The sequence below is a fragment of the Candidatus Omnitrophota bacterium genome (assembly GCA_028715415.1).
Classification (GTDB): domain Bacteria; phylum Omnitrophota; class Gorgyraeia; order Gygaellales; family Profunditerraquicolaceae; genus JAQURX01.
The window spans coordinates 1-22,744 of sequence record JAQURX010000010.1; the positions used below are offsets into that span (position 1 = coordinate 1).

Annotated in this window: 18 protein-coding genes; 1 reads left to right on the forward strand and 17 read right to left on the reverse strand. The window is 39.8% G+C overall.

Annotated elements, in window-relative coordinates; genetic code table 11:
• The 11 genes from PHO70_05395 to PHO70_05445 all read right to left on the reverse strand — a co-directional run.
• Positions 1-392: glutamate synthase (locus PHO70_05395; protein ID MDD5432404.1), on the reverse strand; the 392-nt coding region annotated here is incomplete at its 3' end.
• The gene (gene gltB, locus PHO70_05400; GenBank protein ID MDD5432405.1) at positions 385-4,905 is read right to left on the reverse strand and encodes a glutamate synthase large subunit; all 4,521 of its coding nucleotides are present in this window, start codon (positions 4,903-4,905) and stop codon (positions 385-387) included. The genes PHO70_05395 and gltB, both read right to left, overlap by 8 nt.
• A complete protein-coding gene (locus PHO70_05405) occupies positions 4,902-5,150 on the reverse strand; it encodes a helix-turn-helix domain-containing protein (GenBank protein ID MDD5432406.1) in 249 nt (82 codons plus the stop codon). Before PHO70_05405 ends, gltB begins: the two co-directional genes overlap by 4 nt.
• 89 nt (positions 5,151-5,239) lie before the next feature.
• Positions 5,240-7,435 carry a glutamine synthetase III gene (locus tag PHO70_05410; protein MDD5432407.1) on the reverse strand — a complete coding sequence of 732 codons (2,196 nt, stop codon included), beginning with the start codon at positions 7,433-7,435 and terminating at the stop codon, positions 5,240-5,242.
• A 26-nt stretch (positions 7,436-7,461) separates the two neighbouring features.
• On the reverse strand, positions 7,462-7,803 hold the full coding sequence (locus tag PHO70_05415; protein ID MDD5432408.1) for a P-II family nitrogen regulator: 342 nt from the start codon (positions 7,801-7,803) through the stop codon (positions 7,462-7,464).
• A 28-nt stretch (positions 7,804-7,831) separates the two neighbouring features.
• A complete protein-coding gene (locus PHO70_05420; protein ID MDD5432409.1) occupies positions 7,832-9,061 on the reverse strand; it encodes an ammonium transporter in 1,230 nt (409 codons plus the stop codon).
• Between the two features lie 13 nt (positions 9,062-9,074).
• A complete protein-coding gene (locus PHO70_05425; GenBank protein MDD5432410.1) occupies positions 9,075-9,884 on the reverse strand; it encodes a hypothetical protein in 810 nt (269 codons plus the stop codon).
• Positions 9,885-10,148: 264 nt separating this feature from the next.
• Positions 10,149-10,367, reverse strand: coding sequence for a hypothetical protein (locus PHO70_05430; protein ID MDD5432411.1), 219 nt, complete (start codon positions 10,365-10,367; stop codon positions 10,149-10,151).
• A gap of 13 nt (positions 10,368-10,380) precedes the next feature.
• Positions 10,381-11,292, reverse strand: a complete 912-nt coding sequence (locus PHO70_05435; GenBank protein ID MDD5432412.1) for a lysophospholipid acyltransferase family protein — start codon at positions 11,290-11,292, stop codon at positions 10,381-10,383.
• Positions 11,293-11,346: 54 nt separating this feature from the next.
• Entirely contained in the window at positions 11,347-11,829 is a 483-nt protein-coding gene (locus tag PHO70_05440) for an adenosine-specific kinase (GenBank protein MDD5432413.1), read from the reverse strand.
• Between the two features lie 9 nt (positions 11,830-11,838).
• Positions 11,839-13,245: a PIG-L family deacetylase gene (locus tag PHO70_05445; protein MDD5432414.1), complete on the reverse strand. Its 1,407-nt coding sequence runs from the start codon at positions 13,243-13,245 to the stop codon at positions 11,839-11,841.
• 328 nt (positions 13,246-13,573) lie between these two features.
• Here PHO70_05445 and PHO70_05450 point away from each other — a divergent pair, with 328 nt between their 5' ends.
• A complete protein-coding gene (locus PHO70_05450; protein MDD5432415.1) occupies positions 13,574-14,452 on the forward strand; it encodes a cation diffusion facilitator family transporter in 879 nt (292 codons plus the stop codon).
• Between the two features lies 1 nt (position 14,453).
• Here PHO70_05450 and PHO70_05455 read toward each other — a convergent pair whose 3' ends face one another.
• The 6 genes from PHO70_05455 to PHO70_05480 form a co-directional block, all read right to left on the reverse strand.
• Positions 14,454-15,596: an MFS transporter gene (locus tag PHO70_05455; protein MDD5432416.1), complete on the reverse strand. Its 1,143-nt coding sequence runs from the start codon at positions 15,594-15,596 to the stop codon at positions 14,454-14,456.
• 8 nt (positions 15,597-15,604) lie between these two features.
• The gene (locus PHO70_05460) at positions 15,605-16,093 is read right to left on the reverse strand and encodes a M23 family metallopeptidase (GenBank protein ID MDD5432417.1); all 489 of its coding nucleotides are present in this window, start codon (positions 16,091-16,093) and stop codon (positions 15,605-15,607) included.
• Positions 16,090-17,625 carry an apolipoprotein N-acyltransferase gene (lnt, locus tag PHO70_05465; protein ID MDD5432418.1) on the reverse strand — a complete coding sequence of 512 codons (1,536 nt, stop codon included), beginning with the start codon at positions 17,623-17,625 and terminating at the stop codon, positions 16,090-16,092. The genes PHO70_05460 and lnt overlap by 4 nt, the downstream gene beginning before the upstream one ends.
• Positions 17,610-20,438, reverse strand: coding sequence for a preprotein translocase subunit SecA (gene secA, locus PHO70_05470; GenBank protein MDD5432419.1), 2,829 nt, complete (start codon positions 20,436-20,438; stop codon positions 17,610-17,612). The genes lnt and secA overlap by 16 nt, the downstream gene beginning before the upstream one ends.
• Before the next feature lie 97 nt (positions 20,439-20,535).
• Positions 20,536-21,640 (reverse strand): peptide chain release factor 2 gene (gene prfB, locus PHO70_05475; protein MDD5432420.1). Its coding sequence is split into 2 segments (ribosomal slippage): positions 20,536-21,573 and positions 21,575-21,640, totalling 1,104 coding nucleotides; the frame shifts between segments, so codons are not numbered across the junction.
• 15 nt (positions 21,641-21,655) lie between these two features.
• Positions 21,656-22,729 carry a PilT/PilU family type 4a pilus ATPase gene (locus PHO70_05480; GenBank protein MDD5432421.1) on the reverse strand — a complete coding sequence of 358 codons (1,074 nt, stop codon included), beginning with the start codon at positions 22,727-22,729 and terminating at the stop codon, positions 21,656-21,658.
• Positions 22,730-22,744: the final 15 nt, after the last annotated feature.

A 22,744-nucleotide genomic window follows, 5' to 3' on the forward strand; every position in this document is an offset into this window, starting at 1 on the left:
CCGGCTTTAAAACCCGCTTCTATAATGGAAAGCTCGTTTTCACGTATAGTAACAGGATCGTCATTTAGCCCTAAAACACAGGCATATTCGCATAACGCAGGGCAAACCCTTCCTGTTATTTCAGGAAGATTGTTTGTAGCATCCAAAAGGGTAAATGCCTGTTTCCAATTGCCATTAAAGCTATAATCATTCCATTCCGGAATATAATTACCCAAAGGGCAAGCCCAATGGCAGAATGGAGTTGAACAATCCATGCAGCGTGACGCCTGTTCCTGAGATTGATTCTCTGAACGCATTTTATAAACATCGCTAAAATCCTTAATGCGTTCGCAGACTGCCCTGTAAGAACCAGTTTGCCTTCCTAGTTGTAAAAAACCTCTTTCTTTACCCATCTAGCGCCTCCGCTATATCAAGCTTTTCCTCTAATTTTATTCCTTCTAGGATACGCTTATATTCTATCGGTATAACCCTGACGAATTTTTTAAGATACTCCTGGATATTCTCAAGTATTTTTTTAGCTTTAATACTATTCGTGTATTTATAGTGATTACTAAGCAAATGATAAACCGTATCTTTATCATCGCCCTTGATTCTTTCTAATCTCACCATATCCAAATTACATTTATCTTTAAGGGAATTCTCTTCATCATACACATAAGCAATTCCTCCCGACATGCCTGCGGCAAAATTTCTCCCTGTCCTGCCTAAAACCACCACTCTTCCGCCTGTCATATATTCGCACCCATGGTCACCAACCCCCTCCACGACTGCATACAGCCCGGAATTCCTTACACAAAATCTTTCTCCAGCTACCCCGCTTATATAAGCCTCGCCTGATATTGCCCCATAAAACGAAGTATTCCCTATAATGATATTTTCATCGAGTTTGTAATCTACTTTTTTATCAGGATATATTATGATTTTCCCTCCTGAAATGCCTTTCCCAACATAATCATTGGCTAACCCTTCCAGTTCAAAAGTAACGCCCTTGGCCAGGAAAGCTCCAAAACTCTGCCCGGCAATACCTTTAAACTTACAAATCACCGTATCTTCTAAAAGCACATTGTCCCCACATCGCCTGCATATCTCTCCACTTAACATCGCTCCGCAAGCTCGGTTGGTATTGTTAATCTCCGTAGAAATTCTTACTGGTTCATTCTTCTGGACGCTTTCCTCCCACATCTTGATTAGTTTTTTATCAAGGACATAATCTAACCCGCTATCTTGCTTTATTGTACAATATTTCCCAACATTTTCCGGAAGCTCTGGCTTGTATAGTATTTTAGAATAATCCACTCCCTTTGCTTTCTCAGGGATTATCTCCTGATTTAATTCCAGAAGATCGGTCCTCCCGATCATCTCATCAATAGTTCTTAAACCAAGGCAAGACATTATTTCGCGTAATTCCTGGACTACAAAATGAAAATAATTCACGATATATTCCGGCCTGCCCCTAAACCTTTTTTGTAAAATACTGTCCTGTGTAGCAACGCCAACAGAGCAATTATTAAGATGGCAATGCCTTAACATTACGCATCCGATAACTACAAGTACTGCCGAGCAAAAACCATATTCTTCTGCTCCAAGTAACGCTGCAATCGCAACATCACGACCTGTGCGCATCTGCCCATCAGTTTGCAGGCGGACTCTTGAACGCAGATTATTTAGCAAAAGGGTCTGGTGTGTTTCAGAAAGCCCCAACTCCCATGGGAGGCCGGCATATCTTATAGAACTTCTGGGGGATGCTCCCGTACCACCGTCTCCGCCGGAAATAAGGATCATATCCGCATGCCCTTTGGCAACACCTGCTGCAACAGTCCCAACTCCAACTTCAGAAACAAGTTTTACGCTAACACGCGCTTTTGGATTTGCGTTTTTTAAATCAAAGATTAACTGTGCTAAATCCTCAATAGAATATATATCATGATGGGGCGGCGGAGATATCAAAGTAACTCCGGGGGTTGTATATCTGGTGCGGGCAATTATCTCGCTTACTTTATGCCCCGGCAATTGGCCGCCTTCTCCAGGCTTAGCTCCCTGAGCAATTTTTATCTGAATTTCATCAGCATTAACAAGATAATTTATGGTTACGCCAAACCTGCCAGATGCAACCTGCTTAATTGCACTTCTTCTTGAATCTCCATTAGGCAAAGTTATAAATCTATTGGGGTCCTCTCCGCCTTCTCCGGTGTTGGATTTTCCTCCGATACGGTTCATGGCAATTGCTATTGTTTCATGCGCCGCCCCACTTATCGAGCCAAAACTCATCGCTCCTGTTACAAAACGCTTCAGGATATTTTCCGCCGGCTCAACTTCATCAATAGAGATAGCATTAACCTTTGATTTATTAAATTTAAGCAGGCTCCTTAATGTAGTCGGGTTTTTCGACTGGTCATTGATTAAACCGGCAAACTCCTTATATTTTTCGTAATCCGCATTACTGGCCGCATCCTGCAAACTAGCTATGCTTTCGGGATTCCAGAGATGGAATTCTCCGTCTTTTTTCCACTGGTAAACCCCGCCGCTGGTTAAATACGCACCGTCTAAACTTCTTTCGGCATATGCTTCTTTATGCCTTTGTATAGTTTCATCAATTATTCCATCTAAGCTAACTCCGCCAATTCGTGTAACAGTTCCGGTAAAATATTTATTGATAAGCCCACTATCCAGACCAAGTGCTTCAAATATCTGCGCTCCGCGATAACTCCTAAGCGTTGAAATCCCCATCTTTGAAAGAATCTTTAATAATCCGTCTATTATTGACTTGTTATAATTTTTTAAAGCTTCCTTAATATCTAAATTAATCTCCTTTTCTTTAATCAGATATTCCACCGCTTCATAGGCAAGGTATGGATTAACACAATCCGCTCCATAACCAAAAAGCAGGGCGAAATGATGCACTTCTCTTGGCTCTCCGCTTTCAATCACAAGAGCAACCTGTGAACGTATGGTTTTCTTCACAAGATACTGGTGAATCGCACTCGTTGCCAAAAGCGAAGGAAGAGCAATATTATCTTTATCCGCGCCCCTATCGCTTAAAATAATAAATGAATATCCTTGTTCAATTGCATATTCCGCTTCAAAACAAATCCTATCAAGGGCGCGCAAGAAACCGTCTTTCCCGCTTGCTGCATCAAAAAAAGTATATATGGTCTTTGTTTTAAAACTATTAATATTGATGTCCCTGATTTTCTCAAGGTCTTCATTGGTTAAAATAGGATTCTTTACTCTTAACTTATGGCTATGTTTAGGCGTCTCATCAAGGATGTTTTTCTCCGGGCCGATAAAACTCTCCAAGCTCATTACAAGTTTCTCTCTAATTGAATCAATCGGAGGATTGGTTACCTGAGCAAAGAGTTGTTTGAAATAACTAAACAGGACTTGCGGTTTCTTTGACAAAAAGGCATGTGGGATATCACTTCCCATGGAACCCACAGGCTCCTTTCCTTCAAAAGCCATAGGCTTTATAACCATTTTTAAATCTTCCCGCGAACAGCCAAAAGCTTTAAGCTGAGAGAGCAAGTCTTGTGGTTTTTTATTGCTTGCCCCACCGCTAATCAGCTTATCCAAATCAACCATGCTCTCTTCATTCCATTTTCCATAAGGAGAACGCATAGAAACAGCTGTTTTAATCTCAGAATCTTCAACTATCCTTCCTGACTTAGTATCAATAAAAAATATTTTACCCGGCTCTAACCTTCCAGAAACTTTAATGTTGGCAGGGTCAATATCTAAAACCCCGACTTCAGAAGCCATAACCACAAAATCATCATTTGTAACAATGTAACGGGCGGGACGCAATCCGTTTCTATCAAGGATTGCACCGATATTTTTCCCGTCAGTAAAAGCAATCGCAGCCGGGCCATCCCAAGGCTCAATAAAACAGGCATGATATTTATAAAAATCCCTCAGCTCCTTACTCATATGCAAATCGTGTTCCCATGCTACGGGAATAAGCATCATCATGACATGTTCGAGCGGCCTTCCCGACAAAACCAGTAGTTCAAAGAAATTGTCAATTGCCGCAGAATCACTTCCGCCTTCAACTATAACCGGCTTAAGCTTCTCTATATCGGTCCCAAATAATTCACTTGAAAGCAGGCGTTCCCGGGCACTGACTCCATTTACATTTCCACGCAAAGTATTAATCTCACCGTTGTGTGCTAAAAATCTAAAAGGCTGTGCCAAATTCCAAGTAGGAAAAGTGTTGGTTGAATAACGCGAATGCACAAGGCACATGGCACTTTTCATAGATTCATCTTTAAGATCAAGAAAGAAATTATCAATCTGCCCGGGCATAAGCAAACCTTTGTAGGATAACGTACGGCAGGAAATATTAGTAATGTAAAAAGATTTCTTTTGCTTTAATTCAGATTCAAAAATTATCCTCTCAACCTGTTTTCTGATAACATAAAGCTTCCTTTCAAAATCTAATTCATCTTTTATGCTTTCATTCTTACCGATAAAGATATGTTCAAAAACCGGCTGGGTGCTTTTTGCCCCCTCTCCGATATCAGAATCGTTTATCGGCAGAGTACGCCAACCCAGTAATATTTGATTCTGTTCTTCAATAACATTCTCAAATGTTTCTTTACAGAATTTACGTTCCTCATCATCCTGAGGCAGGAATATTAACCCGCTGCCATAAGAAGCTAAATCCGGCAAATCAATATTATTCTCCTGCGCTACTTTCTTAAAAAAGCCGTGAGGAATCTGGATTAAAATCCCTGCCCCGTCTCCGGTCTTTGGGTCAGAACCAACAGCCCCGCGATGCGATAAACGGTGTAAAACCTCAACGCCCTGTTTTATGATGGCGTTGGATTTATCTCCTTTAATATTGCAAACAAACCCCACTCCGCAAGAATCATGTTCAAAGATAGGGTCATACAAACCTTGAGCTTTCATAGCTTTACCTCGCTTATAGAAATACCCAGCTTCTTAATCTTTGCGCGCAGGGTATTTCTGTTTATGCCCAATAATCTAGCAGCCTTCTTCTGATTTCCAAAAGTAACAATTAACGTATTCTTAATTAACGACTTCTCTAGCGAATCTAGCATAATATGATAAATCTTTCCTTCCTGCTCCTTAAGGAACATCCTGTCTAATTCTTTAAGTGCTCTTTCGATTTCTTGTGCATTAACGTCTGTCATTTTTCGCCCAAAGATTAGTCACTCTTGTTTATAAAAAATACCTGCTATCCTTAATGCATGGGCGGTTTAAACCGCCCATATTACCTGTGTTAATCTACAAACAACATCTCCCTGTATTTAGGTAAATCCCAAGCATCGTCTGAAACAACAGCCTCCAGAGCATCCACATGTTTTCTGATATGTTCCATTAAAGGCTTAAGTTCCTCAAAGTATAGCTTAGCCCGGCTTTCATTATTAAGCTCTTTGGCTTGTTCAAGCAATTTCACCATCTCACCAGCATTGCGCCTGACATAATAGATCTTCTCAACAACATCACTATAATGGGATTTCTTGTCATTAAGCGCGCCTAAATCAACCTTAAGGCCTTCTGACTTCTTTAGATTAACAAGTTCCTTAAGCGTGCGAGCAAGAAGTAACTCATATTTATATCCTGCAGGGACAACTGAAGCATTAACCATCTCATTTAAAGTATTTGCCTCAATCTCCAAAGTAAGGTTATACATATGCACCCAAATATGGTAGCGGGCAATAAGCTCTTCTTTTGAATAAACTTTATACTTTTCAAAAAGAGCTATATTCTTGCCTTGAGTTAAAACCTCTAATGCTTGGTAGGTTGCCGCGATATTAGGAAGCCCTCTCTTTTTAGCTTCTTTAACCCACTCCGGAGAATAGTTATTCCCTTCAAAACGGATATCTTTAGTTTCTTTAACAATCGCACTAATTACTTTTAAAACCGAGGAATTAAAATCTTTTCCTGTTGAGGTGACCTTTTTAATCTCACTTGCCACATAATCAAGGCTCTCAGCAATAATAGTATTAATTACTGCGATAGGTGTTGAAATATTCTGCGATGAACCAACTGCCCTAAATTCAAACTTTGCCCCAGTAAATGCAAAAGGTGAGGTGCGATTCCTATCAGTTGAATCTTTGTTGAACTTAGGCAGCCTTGCAATACCTAAATCAATAATATCGCGCTTTGAAACTTTGGTCTTTGCTCCCTTTTCAAGCATCTCCAAGACTTTAGTCAACTGCTCTCCTAAGAAAACACTGATAATTGCCGGAGGCGCTTCATTGGCACCCAAGCGATGTTCGTTTCCTGCTAAAGCAACTGAAGAACGCAATAAATCTCCGTGAATGTATACTGCCCGCAAAACCGCTGCTAACACAGCTAAGAATTGTAAATTATCTTCAGGGGTCTGCCCGGGATTAAGCAAGTTATTCCCTTTATCATCAGCCAATGACCAGTTAAGATGCTTTCCGCTCCCATTGATTCCGGCAAATGGTTTCTCATGAAGCAAGCAAACTAGATTGTGCCGCAGAGCTACTTTCTTTAATAATTCCATAAGAAGCTGATTATGGTCCGCAGCAAGATTAGATTCCTCAAAGATTGGAGCGAATTCATACTGATGAGGGGCTACTTCATTATGCCTTGTCATTACCGGGATACCTAATTTGTAGGCTTCTTCGGCAACTTCAAACATAAAATTAACTACGCGTTCTTTGATTGTGCCGAAATACTGATCTTCTAATTGCTGGCCCTTGGGGGATGGGGCACCGACTAAAGTACGCCCTGCCATAACCAAATCTTGACGTAAATTATAATAATGTTTATCAATCAAAAAATATTCCTGTTCCGGACCACAGGTAGAAAATACTTTTTTAATATCCTTATGGCCGAAAAGCTTTAACAAACCAACTGCTGCCTTATTTAGTGCTTCGTCAGAACGGATGAGTGGTAATTTCTTATCAAGAGCAGCACCATGATATGAGATAAAAATCGTAGGGATACAAAGTGTTTTACCTAATGTGCTTTCAATGATAAATGCGGGGCTTGAAGGATCCCATGCAGTGTATCCTCTTGCTTCGAATGTTGCACGGATACCACCTGAAGGAAAACTTGAAGCATCGGGCTCGCCTTGGATTAACTTCGACCCAGAAAACTTCTCAATCACCTTGCCATTATCTACAAAAGAAATGAAACTATCGTGCTTTTCTGCTGTTAACCCGGTCATCGGCTGGAACCAATGGGTGTAATATGTTGCGCCCTTAGACATCGCCCATTCTTTCATCGCATCGGCAATCTCATTTGCCTGCTGCAAACTAATAATAACACCCTCGGACATCCAGGATTTGAATGCATCAAAAGTATTCTTTGAGATATGCTTACGCATCGTCTCAACACTAAACGTATTCTCGCCAAAATAGCTGGAGACTTTTTTAGAATGATTATTCTTATCTAAGTCTATATTTTTAATTTTAAATAAAACTTCCTGCCTTATACTCATTTTTCCCTCCAAAAGAAATTAAGTTGTTAACCAATTGCCAAACTTCCGCGCTCTTCTGTCCGTATGCGTACGCACTCTTTTAAATCCAAAACAAAAATCTTACCATCACCTGTTTCCCCGGTCTTTGCTCCTTTGATAATTGCCTTGATCGTCGGCTCTACATAGTTATCATTTACGGCAATCTCAAGACGAATTTTACGCAAAAGATTCCCGGTCTCCTTTGCTCCACGGTAAATCTCGGTTACTCCCTTTTGACGGCCGTGCCCCAACACTTCATTAACCGTAATAAGATTTACCTCTGCATTATATAATTCTTCTTTTACTTCTTCTAATTTGTCCGGCTGAATAATCGCTATAATTAATTTCATATTAACCTCCAGATATTTCTAAATAAAACTACTCTAAAACCGTATAAGCTCTCTCACGGTGCTGAGTTAAGTCCAAACCCATTAACTCCGATTTCTCATCAACCCTGACACCGATAAATAAATCAACTATTTTGTAAATTACTACTGTAAGGACCCCTGTAAAAACTATCGTAATCCCGACTGCTGCTAATTGCACAAAGAATTGCTTAGGGTTCCCAAAGAATAATCCATTTGCTCCTGCTGCATTTACTGCTTTTGAGGCAAACAAACCTGTTGCTAAAGCGCCCCAAATACCCCCTACACAATGCACGCCAAAAGCATCCAATGAATCATCATACCCAAATTTAGGTTTTACTACAGTAACGGCAATAAAACAAAACACACTTACTAACAACCCGATTATTATCGCAGGAATAACACTGACAAAACCCGCAGCCGGAGTAATCGCAACTAACCCGGCAACTGCTCCAGAACACAAACCAAATATTGTCGGCTTTCCATTATGCATCCATTCAATCAGCGCCCAGCTTAAACCCGCAGCTGCAGCCGCAGTATTCGTAACTACAAATGCATTTACTGCTAAACCATTTGCCGCAAGCGAGCTGCCCGCATTAAATCCGAACCAACCAAACCATAATAAACCCGTCCCCAAGACTACAAAAGGCATGTTATGAGGAGTTGGGATATTCTTTTCTAAATTAGTCCTCTTGCCCAATACAATTGCGGTTATAATTGCTGCAATCCCGGCATTAATATGCACAACTGTGCCTCCGGCAAAATCAAGCGCACCTATATTACGCAAGAAACCTCCCACTCCCCAGACCCAATGGCAAAGCGGAGCATAAACAAATGTCGCCCAGAGAAGAGTAAAAACCAAAAATGCGGAAAATTTCATCCTCTCGGCAAAAGCACCGATTATTAAAGCAGGAGTTATAATTGCAAACATACACTGGAAAATCATAAATGCCTGATGAGGAATTGTCCCAGCGTAATCTGCATACGGCTCTAAGCCTACCCCGCGTAAACCTGCCCAGGCAAATCCTCCCCAGAAAGCTTTCGCAGGAGCAAAAGAAAGGCTATACCCAATTAACACCCAGTGGATACTCAATACACACATAACGATAAAACATTGCATCAAAACGCTAAGCACATTTTTACGCCTGACCATCCCGCCATAGAAAAACGCTAAAGCCGGGGTCATAAGTAAGACTAAAGCTGACGATATTAAAACCCATGCTGTATCTCCGGAATTTATCATTTAATTTCTCCCTTCAAAAATTTATATCTAACTGAAAAGTTATAGTATCAGTCAGGTTTTTATTATTGTAAATATCATACGCAACGAGCGCTGAAATATCTTTTGTGAAACTCCAGGCAAACCCTGCGTTTAAGGCGCCATAAGCAGATTGCGATCCCTGATAATCAACACATAGCCACAATTTATCACTAATCTCTGACATGGTGCGCTCCCAACCAATCATTGGGCCGGTATTATCGCGTAAGCTATTCTTATCCCTAAGCAGCTTGCCATTACCTGAAAAATAGCCTCCGGAGACCCTGCCTAAGTTCACCTTACCTATATTAAGAGTTTTGGCAATCCTGCCATACCAAACATTATTGTTGGTCCGGTTCGCTCTTGTGCCCATATCATAGGAACCAATAGCAACTGCAGGCATATTCTTAAAATAGGCGTCTTCCGGAACACCAAGTTTAAAATGGAAATACCAGGGAGTTGAATCATAAAAAGAACCTAAACCCTTCTTATAATCAAACCCTGTTTCAGCCATAATCTTGCCTAATGGCTTCCAAACCTTTCCCAAAAGGTTATCTTCCGGCTTATCTGATAATAAACTAAAGACCGGGCCCCAATCTTGCAGGCAATAATTATGCTGATCATAGTTATCCGCGTTAGTCCCCTTTGAAGTGGTAGGAACATAAATATCATAACCCAAATGAATCTTCTTATAAGGCTGAATATCCGTAGATGGAGCCCAAATAAGAGTTGTAGGCGTAGCATACAACAAGTTAACCCCTAAAACACAAAATATAAAACATATTAAAGCAATTCTTATTTTCTTCATGGTTCTATTCACCCTTCCTGCGCCTCAATAAAAAAGAGACGCTTCCACCTTAAAAAGGTTTAAGACGTCTCTGTCTTTAACACTAAAAAAGCCCTTCCCAAAGCACTCATTGCTCTGAAAAGGGCATCATTGTCCTTAAAAAAGAAAAAGCCCCAAATTATTTTTTGGGGCTTCTCTGCCTATTTGACATCACTGTCAAAATAAGTATAACATTTTCTCTTTTTTTGTCAAGTATTATTTTTTAAATTGTAGTTTCAAAGGACTTCATTCTTTGGCTATTGCAAGAGTGATTATACCTGCGAGAACCAAAAATGGCCCTGTGCAACCTTTAATAACCAGCCATGAATGCTGCCACCAAAGCCTACCAAGAAGTAAATAAGCAGCTAACCCTAAGAAAACTAAACCTAAAATAACCTTAGACATTGTACCCATTGCATTTTTACATTCACATTTCTTCTCTTCCTGTTTTACTTCATCTGCCATATTACCACCTCCTTTAACTTGGTTTACTTTTCCATCTACGGTGAATCCAACCCCATTCAGCAGGGTATTTTCTTATATACAGTTCAATCACATTTGTCAATCTTTGGATATTTATAGCAATTGTTTCTTTGGAATCTTTCCCTTCTTCTAACTCTATAGGCTCATCAAAGATAATCTTATGCTTATTATCGTCTTTTCTCACAATAAAGCAAGGCAATAAAACCGCCTGGGTGCGCTGTGCGAAAACAACCGGGCCGGTTGCTGTTGCTGCTTTAACCCCAAAGAAATCTACAAAAACCCCGGCAGTGCCAAAATTCTGGTCTATGGGAATAAACACAATCGCGTTATTGCGCAATTCCCTGATTGTTGAATCAACACAAACATTGCGCGGCTGGCTATAAATTGTTTTAACGTTGTATTTTTTGCGCTTATCCAAAAAGATTTTTTCAACGCGTTCATCGCGCATTGGCCGCATGATCCCAGAAACATCATAGCCTTCCTGGCTTAATCGGGCTAAAAGCAAAGGAAAATTCCCAAAATGAGCACTCACCAAGATTACTCCCTTACCGCGGGAAAGAGCCTGGTCAAGATTCTTTAAATTCTCAAACCCAACGCTATTTCTTAATAGTTCTGGCTTATCCATCATAAACATAAGCTCAATAGCTGATTTAGCCATAAGGTTAAAACTATCTTCTGCGATCTTCTCTAATTCCTGGTTAGGCTTATCCTCGCCAAAAGCGATCTTTAAGCTTTCTAAAGCAATCTTCTTTTGCTTTTTCGCAAAACGATAGGCTAATGATGATAATCCACTGGCAAACCCGTAGATACAGCGTTTTGGGATGAATTTAATTGCCAAAGAGCAAAAAATTATTCCAAACCAGCCAAAAAACCGAGGGACGCTTTTTTTTATTTTTTTTAGATCCATTCAAGTTATTTCCTGAGAAATTATAACAAAATCAACTTTGCATTTCAATACTATTTAGAGCTTATATCCGATCCTGCGCAACAAATCATGCCGGCATTTTCTGTCGTCACTTGACTCTACGCCTTTGGGCTTAAACCCATCAATTACGCCTATAATCCCTCTGCCCTGCTGGCTTTCAGCTATAATCACCTCAACAGGATTAGCTGAAGCACAATAAATTGAGCAAACTTCAGGGACATTCTTAATCGCATTTAATACATTTATAGGGTAGGCATTTTTAATAAAAATAATAAACGCATGCCCGGTAGCAATTTCAAGAGCATTCTCTTCGGCAAGCGTTTTTAGCTCCGGGTCGTTTCCTTCACACCTTATCTTGCAATCACCGCTTGACTCAACAAAACCAAGCCCGAACTTTATTCCCGGAACATTCATTAAAACCTCATACAAATCTTCAACGGTTTTGATAAAATGGCTCTGCCCTAAGATAAAATTTAACTCATCCGGTTTCTTTATTTTAACAAGCTTTATCTCTACCATAAATTCCTCCTACTCAATTTCAATTTTCCTAAAGCCAGTTGAATCAAACGGCAAGTCTCCTCCGTAAATCTTAATCGCGCTTAAAAGAAAATCGGGATCTCCTAAAATTTTAAGGGGAATCTTCAAAGTCAGCTCTTTTGGCTTTAATTTCAATGATACGCTTTTTGAATTTATCCTTCTTCTTTTATCAAGCATGATGAGTTTTTCTCCTTTGATATGCGCTTCAATCTTTGGCATTTTTGCAAAAGGAGTTTTTGAATTATAACCAAACAAATATAGCAATAAATTAAACGAGCGGTTATTTTTTCCTAATTTCTCAACCCTGATCAGGAAATTCCCTTCGCTGACTGCGTAACTTACTTTTTCTCTCTCTCCGATATTAACCTTTTTTGCGGTTTCCATTTCATTAGATTCCGCGAACATCTCAATAAAATCAGAAAAAAACGGCTCTTTTATTTTTGATACAACGTCTCTCTTAAAATGTATTACAGGATAGTCGCCGAACAACTCGTTCTTGCGGACAAATGAAAACAAATAGAAGGCGCTTGACATTGTCTGGCTTTTGTAACATTTCATTGCCTGAATTTTTTTCTTCACTTGCCCGGGGGTCAAATCATCCCTAAGCCAATGAATCTGGCCATCCATAAACTTTTTCGGAGGCTCTAAATCTAAATCTGGATGTAAATGGCGCGGAAGAGGCCACCCAGAACAATGTACAAGATAAGGATAAACTTCCGGATCAAAACCCTCTTTACCCAAGCCTCGAAGAACTATCTGTAGATACAAATAAAGGGATTTGTGATCTACATTCACATCAGCCGGATGCGAGACAAAAATCTTAGTTGGTTTATAATCAACGATTATCCTTCTTAAATCACTTAAAATATTCTGCCCTACATAAGGAGCCTTATAAGAAACGCTATCTTTGTAAGGCACTTCTGAGATACGGCACAGGACGCACCAGAAAGGCTTCTGTGGATCCCAATATTGATTTAAAATCGCGAATGTCCCAAAATCAGGATAGCCGAGGAAATAAAGGTCTTCCTTTTCTACCCCTAATATATTCATCGCCTTTATTGCTTCCTGCCTACGCACCTCTCCCATATAGATGAATGCCTTTCTACGGAAGACTAACCTTTTTTCATAAATAATAAAGGCGGCTTCATTATGATCGCCGTTAGTCAAATAAGCGATTTTAACCTGAGCACCCTGCGCTTTAGCCTGCTGGATTACTCCGCCGCAACCGATAGTTTCATCATCAGGATGAGGCGCTAAAATAAGGACACGATCCGTCTTATCAAATGGGCCTAATTCATGGAGCACCTGATTCTGCGGCTGAGGGATCAATTCAGGATAGCATTGATCTAGGCCTAAGATAATAAACAATAGGAGCATAAAGATTGATTTCTTAATCATAGTTGGTTAATTGTATCATACATGTAAAATCAACTCAATATCTAATCTTAATGAGGCCACAACTTATGGAACGAGCGAAGCGAAGTGAACATAAGTTGTCTGGCCGAATTAATACCGCCGAGTGTGCAAAAATTATGGAACAGAATTTTTGCACTTCTTACGAGGCGGTATAAACTATATTGTAAGCCAGTGGGTCCTGCCGCCGAGCCACCCCGCCGTGCTCCCCCACTGCGCTTAGGCGGGGTGCCCCGTCTCGGCGTCACCCACTAAGCATATTTAATCATTAAAATCATTTGAAATATCATTTAAATACTATATAATTACTAACATGAACCCTCAAATTAACCTTCATTACGCATCAATCAGGCGAGTCCTTGTTTTTGTTTTGATTCTTAACTGGGCTGTCGCTTTTGCTAAGATTATCTACGGCTATCTTACTTCCTGCGTTAGCATGACTGCAGACGGCTTCCATTCATTATCAGACGGAGCTTCTAATATCATCGGGATTATCGGTATTCAATTCGCCTGCCAGCCGCAAGATAAAGACCATCCCTACGGACATAAAAAATATGAAACTTTCTTTTCTTTGGGTATTTCCATGCTTTTATTCCTGCTTTCATTCAACCTGATAAAAGAAGGTATTGGCCGAATTAGCCATCCGGGGCTTCCAAGAATAGATGCATTGAGTTTCTCCGTCATGGTTCTTACCATGATAGTTAATATCTGGGTTATGTGTTATGAAAAAAATAAAGGCAAAGAGTTACGCAGCGATATACTTATTTCGGATGCCTTACACACCAAAGCTGATATCTTCACTTCTTGCTCGGTAATCATAGCATTAATTGCAATTAAAATAGGCTATCCCATCCTTGACCCGATTATCACAATCCTAATTGCCTTATTTATTGCTTTTTCAGGATTTGAAATTGTTAAAGAGAGCTCCCGCGTTCTTTGCGATACAGCTGCAATTCTGGATGTAAAAAAGATTGAGGATATTGTTTTAAAGATAGACGGAGTTAAAGCTTGCCATAAAATACGTTCACGTGGAAGAGCGGATGATATTCACGTAGATTTACATGCACAGGTAAACCCTTCTATGCAGATGTCTGAATCACATAGGATAAGTTTTGAAATTGAAGGCGCTATTAAGAAGGAAATCCCGGAAATTACCGATGTAGTTGTGCATATGGAACCCCTCAAAGGCTAATTTAAAGCCCTTTTAGCACAAACCAAAATCCAATACTAGAGATTACTCCCATCACCCCGCCGAAATAAAATGGAGCCTGGGCCCCAAGATATTTCCAAAGGATACCTGCAAATATTGACGCAGGCAGCAAGGCAACCCCAACTAAAGTAGCATGCAAGCCAATCACTGTAGCACGCAGATTAGCAGGCGCAATGTCAGTAAGCAATGCTTTCTCTACTCCTTCAGTAAAACCGATATACAAACCGTATACCGCAAATAAAGACCAGAGCGTATGAATCGAATTATTCATAGCAAAACCAAAATAAACAATGCCGTACAAAAAATATCCTGCGACCAATATTTTTTTTCTCCCAATCTTATCCGACAATCGCGAAGCAGGATACGCAACTAAACCATAAACAATATTATAAGCAAGATAAAGAAGGATGACGTGTGTAATTGTGCTGCCCATATTCTTCGCCCGTAGTAGTAAAAACTGGTTTGAAGAGTTCCCCAAAGTAAAAACAAATGAAAGTATCAGAAATAATTTCAGCTTTTTATCCAAAGCATTCCATTTAAATTCAAGTTTCTTCTGTCCGGTAACTACCACAGATTTTTTTTCTCTTACAAAGAACAAAAAGAAAATTCCAAAGAAAGCGGGAATCAAAGAAAACAAAAATATGCTTCTTAGGTTTCCTTTGAATCTTGTTACCAGGTAATATGTCAAAGTAACACCGATAATAGCTCCAAAAGTATCCATTGCCCGGTGAAGGCCAAAGGCTTGCCCGCGTTTTGTCGCAATTGAACTATCCGCGATAAGCGCATCCCGGGGAGCAGTACGCACCCCTTTTCCAAATCTATCTATTAACCGAGCAGCTAAAACCCCTCCCCAGCTTGTTGATAAAAATAAAAATATTTTCCCTATTGTTGAACAAGAATAACCAAATATGGTAAAGGGTTTTCTTAGTTTTATCTTATCGGAGAAATAACCTGAGAATACCTTAAGCAGGCTTGCCAAACTCTCCGCTAAACCTTCAATAAAACCAAGTATTGCCGGGCTTGCACCGAGAGTTGTAACCAAAAACACTGGCAAAATAGGATAAACCATCTCGGTTGAGATGTCCGTGAGTAAACTCGTTATCCCCAATAAAAAAATATTAAACATACTTTTATTTACTGAAGAAATTGCAGCGGGTCCTGAGGGATACCGTCTTTTCTTACCTCAAAATGCAGATGCGGGAGGATGTCTCTATAATTGGCATTCCCTGTTTTCCCAACCTTTCCTATAACTTGCCCTTGCCGAATAAACTGCCCTTTAAAAACAAGTATTTCTGAAAGGTGGCCATATATTGTAGTAATATTCCCTCGGTGACGGATTACAACATATTTACCCATTCCGCGATTTTGCTTCGCAGAAACAACTCTCCCCCAACGGCTGGAGAAAATAGGAGTACCTACTTCTGCCAAAAGATCAATCCCGTTATGCAACCTATTTCCGCTGCGGTTTGCGGCAAAATGTCCTTCTCCGTGGTTGTCACAACGGATAACAATGCCATTCTCATATTTAATAGGACAAACAAAATTACTGCTGCCCAGAAAATAAACGGTTGCTAAAAGATAAATTGGCAAAATAATAACTAATATAAGTAATATTTTTTTCATGGTTTCTTTAAAATTATTATACCACATAGTGCAAGAAATAGGCAAACAGCGGGGAAAAAATCTCCAAAGCGGACATACAAACGCAAAGATTTAACGAGAGAATCAGTAATTCGTGTATCTACACCGCTAATAAATATGTCCTGACCATTTTTGTTATGTACAGTGGAAACTATTCTTCCATAAGGATCAATAAAAGCCGACACCCCGGTATTGGTTGAACGCACTAAAGCCACACGGTTTTCAACGGCTCTAAAAACGGAGGCTTGTAAATGCTGGTAAGGGGCAGAGGTCTCTTTATACCAGGCATCATTTGTAATATTAATTAAAAAGCTTGCGCCCTTTTTAACAAACTCTCTTGAGAGCTCGGGAAACAAATCTTCAAAACAAATCAAAACTCCGAAATCTGTCGGCTTATTCTTAAGAAGCCTGAATAAAATAAACTCTTTTCCCTGCTTAATCTCCCCGATAGGAGCAACGGTTTCTAAAAACGGGAATACGTCTTTTAAGGGGATATACTCACCAAAAGGAACACGGTGCAGTTTATCGTAAAACCCTATTACTTTCCCGTCAACAATATAGGCGGCAGAATTAAAATAGTCTTCACCATCTTTTCTTACAGCCCCTACTACTAAAGGTACTTTATTATTTTGACTAATCAAGAGAGTCTCTTTAAGCACATCTTCATCCTCTCCTAAAACTCCCGGACAGGAAGCTTCTGGCCAGATAATTAAATCTGGTTTTTCTTTAGCAGCCTCTGAAGTTAATTTACTATATGTTTCAAAAATATACCCTTGGGCAGAAACATCCCACTTTAACTCCTGGGGAATATTTGGTTGTACAACAGAAATCTTTATCGGCTCAAGAGTATTTATTCTAACATGAATAAATAAATGAAAAAATCCATACAATAAAGTTGAAACTAAAAATAACCCTAATATAACTGCTGTTATTTTTAATCTTGCCCAGAAGGCAGTTTTTATGGACCAGATTATTTCTACTAATCCCACGTTAACCATCATTACTAAAAATGAAACTCCCCAAACTCCAAAAATATCGGCAATCTGGATAACGGGGAGATTTAGATACTGCGAATATCCGAGAAGGGCCCAGGGAAAACCCGTTAAAGCATAACTGCGGATGTATTCAAGCAAAACCCAGATTGAAGAGATAAGTATTAAGCCGTATGGTTTTGATTTTCTTGTGAAAGGCCGGATAAGCAGGCCAAAAAAAGCAAAATACAAGGATAGATATAGGACAAGGACAATTGTTCCCAATAAAGTTACATGTACCAACCAATAGATTATTCCCGACCAGAAAATTATCCCGGTTAGAAGAAATAAAAGAAAGGCTTGTTTGTTGGTCTTATCTTTTAGAGAAAAAAATACAGGGACAAAAGCAAACCAGGCTAGAAAATACCAGTTAGTGCGGGGAAAAGAAAGAATTAACAATACAGCCGACAAAAGACATAAGAATACGTCTTTTATCTTGAAACCTGAAACTTGAAACTTGGAACTTCTTACGCGCCGCAGCATTTCTTATATTTTTTTCCAGATCCGCACGGGCATGGATCATTACGCCCAACTTTAGGTTGATTTGATTGAACTGGTTTTCTTGCAGGAGGAGCCTCATTAGTGCTTTCAACTTGCCCTTGCTGCTGGGCTCTTTGCGAAGAATCAAACTTTTGCACCTCGGGGTGGGATAATTCCTGCGACACAGAACTAAATACTCCTCTCATCCTTTCTTGTCTGGGAGGCTGAAGCTTAAATATTAATTCTACCGATTCTTCTTCAATACCGGAAATCATCAGGCTGAACATTTCGTATGCTTCGCGTTTATATTCAACCAATGGATCACGCTGGCCATAAGCACGTAACCCAATACCCTCTCTCAAATAATCCATTGCATACAAATGATCCTTCCATCTGCTGTCAATTATTTGCAAGAATACCATGCGTTCAAGATGGCGCATCAAATCAGTGCCGATTGATTTTTCTTTTTCTTGATAGAGGGTTTCCAGGCTTTGGTACAATTCATCTTTAATTTCTTCATTGCCCTTGGTTTCCAATTTCTTCACATCAAATTCAACGCCAAACCTTAAACGTAAATCATCCGTTAATCCAACAATGTTTAGCTCTCCCGAATGGCTTAAATGAGAATTAAAAAGAGCTTCAACAACTCCATTAAGTATATCTAATATCTCATCTTTTAAAGACGCTCCAGCTAAAATATCTTTACGCCTGCGGTAGATAATCTCTCTTTGCTTATTCATTACGTTATCATATTCCAACAGCTGTTTTCTTATTTCAAAATTATGCTGTTCAACGCGCCTTTGGGCAATTTCAATTGAACCGGTAACCCATGAATGTTCGATAACCTGGCCATTCTCAAGCCCAAGTTTATCCATAAGCCCGGCAATCCTGTCAGAGCCGAATAAACGCATAAGTTCATCACCCAGAGAAACATAAAATCTTGATGAACCCGGGTCTCCCTGTCGGCCGCTTCTTCCACGCAGCTGATTATCAATGCGCCGCGCCTCATGGCGTTCAGTCCCTAAAACATGCAGCCCACCAACTTCCACTACTTTTTTATGCTCAGCTTCAGTTTCTTTTTTGTATTTTTCCAAGAGAAGTTTATATTCTTCCTGATAATTAGGCTCATTGGGGCTTAATTTCTGCTTTAATAAATTCTTAGCCATAAATTCCGGATTTCCGCCTAAAAGAATATCGGTTCCGCGGCCAGCCATGTTTGTAGCAATTGTAACCTGCTTATATCGCCCGGCCTGTGCTACGATATGGGCTTCCATTTCGTGATATTTCGCATTTAAAACCTGATGCGCGATACCACGGCGCTTAAGCATCTCTGAAAGCATCTCTGATTTTTCTATTGAAATCGTCCCAACAAGAACAGGCTTACCGACATTATAAAGTTCAACAATTTCTTCAACTACAGCTTCAAATTTCTCTTTTTCGGTTTTATAAACCCTATCCGGGTAATTAGCGCGGATTAGTTTTTTATTGGTAGGTATTACTACAACGTCCAGATGATATATATTTTCAAATTCGGTTGATTCGGTAAAAGCAGTCCCGGTCATACCCGCTAATTTTTCATACATTCTAAAATAATTCTGAAAAGTAATCGTTGCGAGGGTCTGGTTTTCGCGTTCAATCTTAATCCCTTCTTTTGATTCAACCGCTTGATGCAAACCATCTGACCAGCGCCGTCCGGGCATGAGGCGGCCGGTAAACTCATCAACAATAACCACCTGCCCTTCTTTTACAACGTAATCAACATCACGCTCAAAAAATTCTTTTGCCCTTAGCGCCTGGATAGTGTGGTGCCTGAATTCTATTGTTTCAATGTTATGCAAACTCTCAATACCCCAAAGCTTTGAAGCCTTGATTTCTCCTTCTTCTGTCAAAGCAACAGTCTGGGCTTTTTCATCAGCCTTATAATCATAACCCTTATCTAAATCCTCGCCTTTATACTTAGCGTTAATCTCATCCTTTTCGGTAACCCTTCTGCCTTTTAGCTGGTCGGCAATCCTTTTTGCGGTGGAATATTTATCAGTAGCCTCTTCGGCAGGGCCTGAAATGATTAAAGGAGTCCTTGCCTCATCAATCAAAATAGAATCAACTTCATCAACAATTGCAAAATAAAAAGGCCTCTGCACCAAATCATTTAAATCATACTTCATGTTATCGCGCAGATAATCAAAACCGAATTCATTATTTGTCCCGTAGGTTATATCGCAATTATAAGCAAGCTTTCTTTCCTCATCAGACATATCATGCTGAATAACGCCAACGCTTAAACCGAAGAATTCATAAATTGGGCCCATCCACTCCCGGTCGCGCCGCGCAAGATAATCATTAACTGTAACTATATGAACACCCTTGCCAAGCAAAGCGTTTAAGTAAGCAGGAAGCGTGGCTACAAGAGTCTTACCTTCTCCGGTAGACATTTCTGCAATACGCCCCTCATGTAATATAACTCCACCTGCAACCTGTGAATCAAAATGCCTAAGCCCGATAGTGCGTTTTGAAGCTTCCCGGACAACCGCGAAAGCCTTAGGCAAAATCTCCTCAAAGACTTTATTCCTTTCATTCCTTAATTTTTCTTTTGACTTCTCTTTATCTTCGGGAATTGCGGCGGAAAGTACGGATTCTTGCAACTCTATTATACGCTGCTCAATTTCTTTTGATTTTTGTTCAATGAAATTCTTAAATTCTAAAGTCGTAGCTTTTAATTCCTCATCGGAAAGAATACTTATTTTCTGCTCCCAGGAATTAACCTGATCCACAATTTTTGCAACCTCAACCATCTTATCCATTGAAGGGCTCGGCATATCCGGATGAAGCACTATCTTTACCGAAGGATACCTTTTGGTTATTACAGCTTGTTTTTGTTTAAGAATAGTATTTCTGATTAATCTTAGCATTTTTTTACCTTAAAGTTTTTTGCATTTTTAAATACGCTTCAATAAATTCATCTATGCCGCCGTCTAACACTTTGTTGCCATCCCCTGTCTCAAAATCCGTACGATGGTCTTTTACCATAGTATAAGGATGCAATACGTAAGAACGAATCTGGCTGCCCCATTCTATTCTTTTCTTAAGAGCGCCATACTGCTTTTGCAACTCTTCTTCTTTCTTCTGCCTCTCCTGCTCATAAATGCGTGCTTTTAAAATTTTTAAGGCAGTTTGTTTATTTTGATGCTGGGAGCGCTCATTCTGGCATTGCGCAACAATACCAGTTGGAATATGTGTAATTCTAACGGCTGAATCCGTAGTATTAACGCTCTGTCCGCCGGCACCCTTTGACCGATACACATCAATACGTAAATCAGTTTCTACCAATTTTATATCTATCCCTTCCTCTACTTCGGGGATAACATCTACTGAAGCAAAAGAAGTGTGCCTTCTCTTATTTGCGTCAAACGGAGAAATCCGCACAAGCCTATGCACGCCGCGCTCGGCCTTAAGATAACCATAGGCGTATTCTCCTTCAATTAAAAATGTAATATTTTTAATACCGGCTTCTTCGCCATGAAGGATATCTATTGTCCTGACACTATAGCCGTGCCTTTCGGCAAAACGGCTGTACATCCGGCTAAGCATATTTACCCAGTCACATGCTTCTGTGCCGCCCGCTCCGGCATTGATACTTAAAATTGCATTACTTATATCAAATTCTTCCCCCAAAAGAACATTAAATTCCATTTTATCAAGCTCTTTTGAAAGAATCTCTATATTATTATTTATATCGGAGATTAATTCCTGGTCTTCAGAGTTAAGGATTCCGGTAAGCTCTTGTAACTCATGGAATTTCTTTGAGGCTATCTCCCATGGTTCAACGCTAAACTTTAAAACTTTAAGTTGTTTTACTACCTTGTTTGCTGAATCCTGATTATCCCAGAAACCGGGCTGCACCATCCGGTTTGATAATTCTTCAATCTGTTTCTTTTTATTTTCAATGTCAAAGATAACCTCTTAAACTCTGCAAATGGGTATCTATCGATTTAATTTTTGATTTTATCTCTTCTAACATTATGCCTCCAAAGTTTTAAGTCTTTCTAATTCCTTTTAGAGCTAGGACAAACTCATCCTTATTATCCGCGGTCTTCATCGCATCTTCTTCGCTGATTTTCCCTTCCCTTACCAATTTAATTAGCGACTGATTGAATGACTGCATCCCGTAAACAGCGCCTTCCTCAATATACTGGGGAATCTCCCAGACTTTTCCTTCCCTGATCAAGCGGCTTATCGTCGGGGTCAAAAGCATAACTTCGTAAGCTGGAATACGCCCTATCCCATCTTTAGCAGGGACAAGCCTTAACGAAATTACACCCTTTAACAATTGAGCAAGTTGATTTCTCATTTCCTGATGCTGGTGAGGCTGGAAAAAATTAATAATTCTTTCTACGCTTTGAGAAGCATTCACGGTGTGCAAAGTGCTTAAGACCAATACCCCAGTTTCTGCGGCATTCATCCCAGCAAACATAGTTTCATAATCTCTGATATTACTGATGTACATAACATCGGGGCTTTGCAAAGTAAAAGCGCGAAGGGCTACCGCATATGACTCAACATCAAGGCTAATCTCTCTCTGGTTAATTATTGATTTCTTGTCTTTAAAAGTAAATTCTATCGGCTCTTCAACAGTTAAAACATGTTTAAAAGCATTGACGTTAATGTATTCAATCATACTTGCAATCGTCGTAGATTTGCCGCTTCCCATGCTTCCCGTTAAAAGAACCAAACCACGGGACTCCATAGACAATTTTCTTAAAACTTCAAACGGAAGGTTTAATTCTTCAAATGATTTTATTGAATTATTTATGTTTCTTACAACGATTGAAGGCCAGTTTCTCTGCATAAATATATCAACACGGAACCTGCGGTCAAATTCCGGCAAGTAGATTGCAAAATCAATATCCAGCTTTCTCTTGAATCTTTCTCTCTGTTCAGGGGTAGTCAACTCTTCTACGGCCCTCATTACATCGTCAACGCTAAGAATAGTATTCTCAATTATCTCAACCCTTGCATCAACTCTGATGCGGGGGCTTCCTCCTGCGCGAAAGAAGATATCAGAACCATTGCGCTCTACCATTATTTTTAGTAATTCTTTTATTTTCATTTTTTCCTCCAAAGG

Coding starts and splice junctions, on each gene's coding strand:
- gltB (MDD5432405.1), bottom strand. CDS start 4,905: ATGAAAGCTCAAGGTTTGTATGACCCTATCTTTGAACATGATTCTTGC.
- PHO70_05405 (MDD5432406.1), bottom strand. CDS start 5,150: ATGACAGACGTTAATGCACAAGAAATCGAAAGAGCACTTAAAGAATTA.
- PHO70_05410 (MDD5432407.1), bottom strand. CDS start 7,435: ATGAGTATAAGGCAGGAAGTTTTATTTAAAATTAAAAATATAGACTTA.
- PHO70_05415 (MDD5432408.1), bottom strand. CDS start 7,803: ATGAAATTAATTATAGCGATTATTCAGCCGGACAAATTAGAAGAAGTA.
- PHO70_05420 (MDD5432409.1), bottom strand. CDS start 9,061: ATGATAAATTCCGGAGATACAGCATGGGTTTTAATATCGTCAGCTTTA.
- PHO70_05425 (MDD5432410.1), bottom strand. CDS start 9,884: ATGAAGAAAATAAGAATTGCTTTAATATGTTTTATATTTTGTGTTTTA.
- PHO70_05430 (MDD5432411.1), bottom strand. CDS start 10,367: ATGGCAGATGAAGTAAAACAGGAAGAGAAGAAATGTGAATGTAAAAAT.
- PHO70_05435 (MDD5432412.1), bottom strand. CDS start 11,292: ATGGATCTAAAAAAAATAAAAAAAAGCGTCCCTCGGTTTTTTGGCTGG.
- PHO70_05440 (MDD5432413.1), bottom strand. CDS start 11,829: ATGGTAGAGATAAAGCTTGTTAAAATAAAGAAACCGGATGAGTTAAAT.
- PHO70_05445 (MDD5432414.1), bottom strand. CDS start 13,245: ATGATTAAGAAATCAATCTTTATGCTCCTATTGTTTATTATCTTAGGC.
- PHO70_05450 (MDD5432415.1), top strand. CDS start 13,574: ATGAACCCTCAAATTAACCTTCATTACGCATCAATCAGGCGAGTCCTT.
- PHO70_05455 (MDD5432416.1), bottom strand. CDS start 15,596: ATGTTTAATATTTTTTTATTGGGGATAACGAGTTTACTCACGGACATC.
- PHO70_05460 (MDD5432417.1), bottom strand. CDS start 16,093: ATGAAAAAAATATTACTTATATTAGTTATTATTTTGCCAATTTATCTT.
- lnt (MDD5432418.1), bottom strand. CDS start 17,625: ATGCTGCGGCGCGTAAGAAGTTCCAAGTTTCAAGTTTCAGGTTTCAAG.
- secA (MDD5432419.1), bottom strand. CDS start 20,438: ATGCCGAGCCCTTCAATGGATAAGATGGTTGAGGTTGCAAAAATTGTG.
- PHO70_05480 (MDD5432421.1), bottom strand. CDS start 22,729: ATGAAAATAAAAGAATTACTAAAAATAATGGTAGAGCGCAATGGTTCT.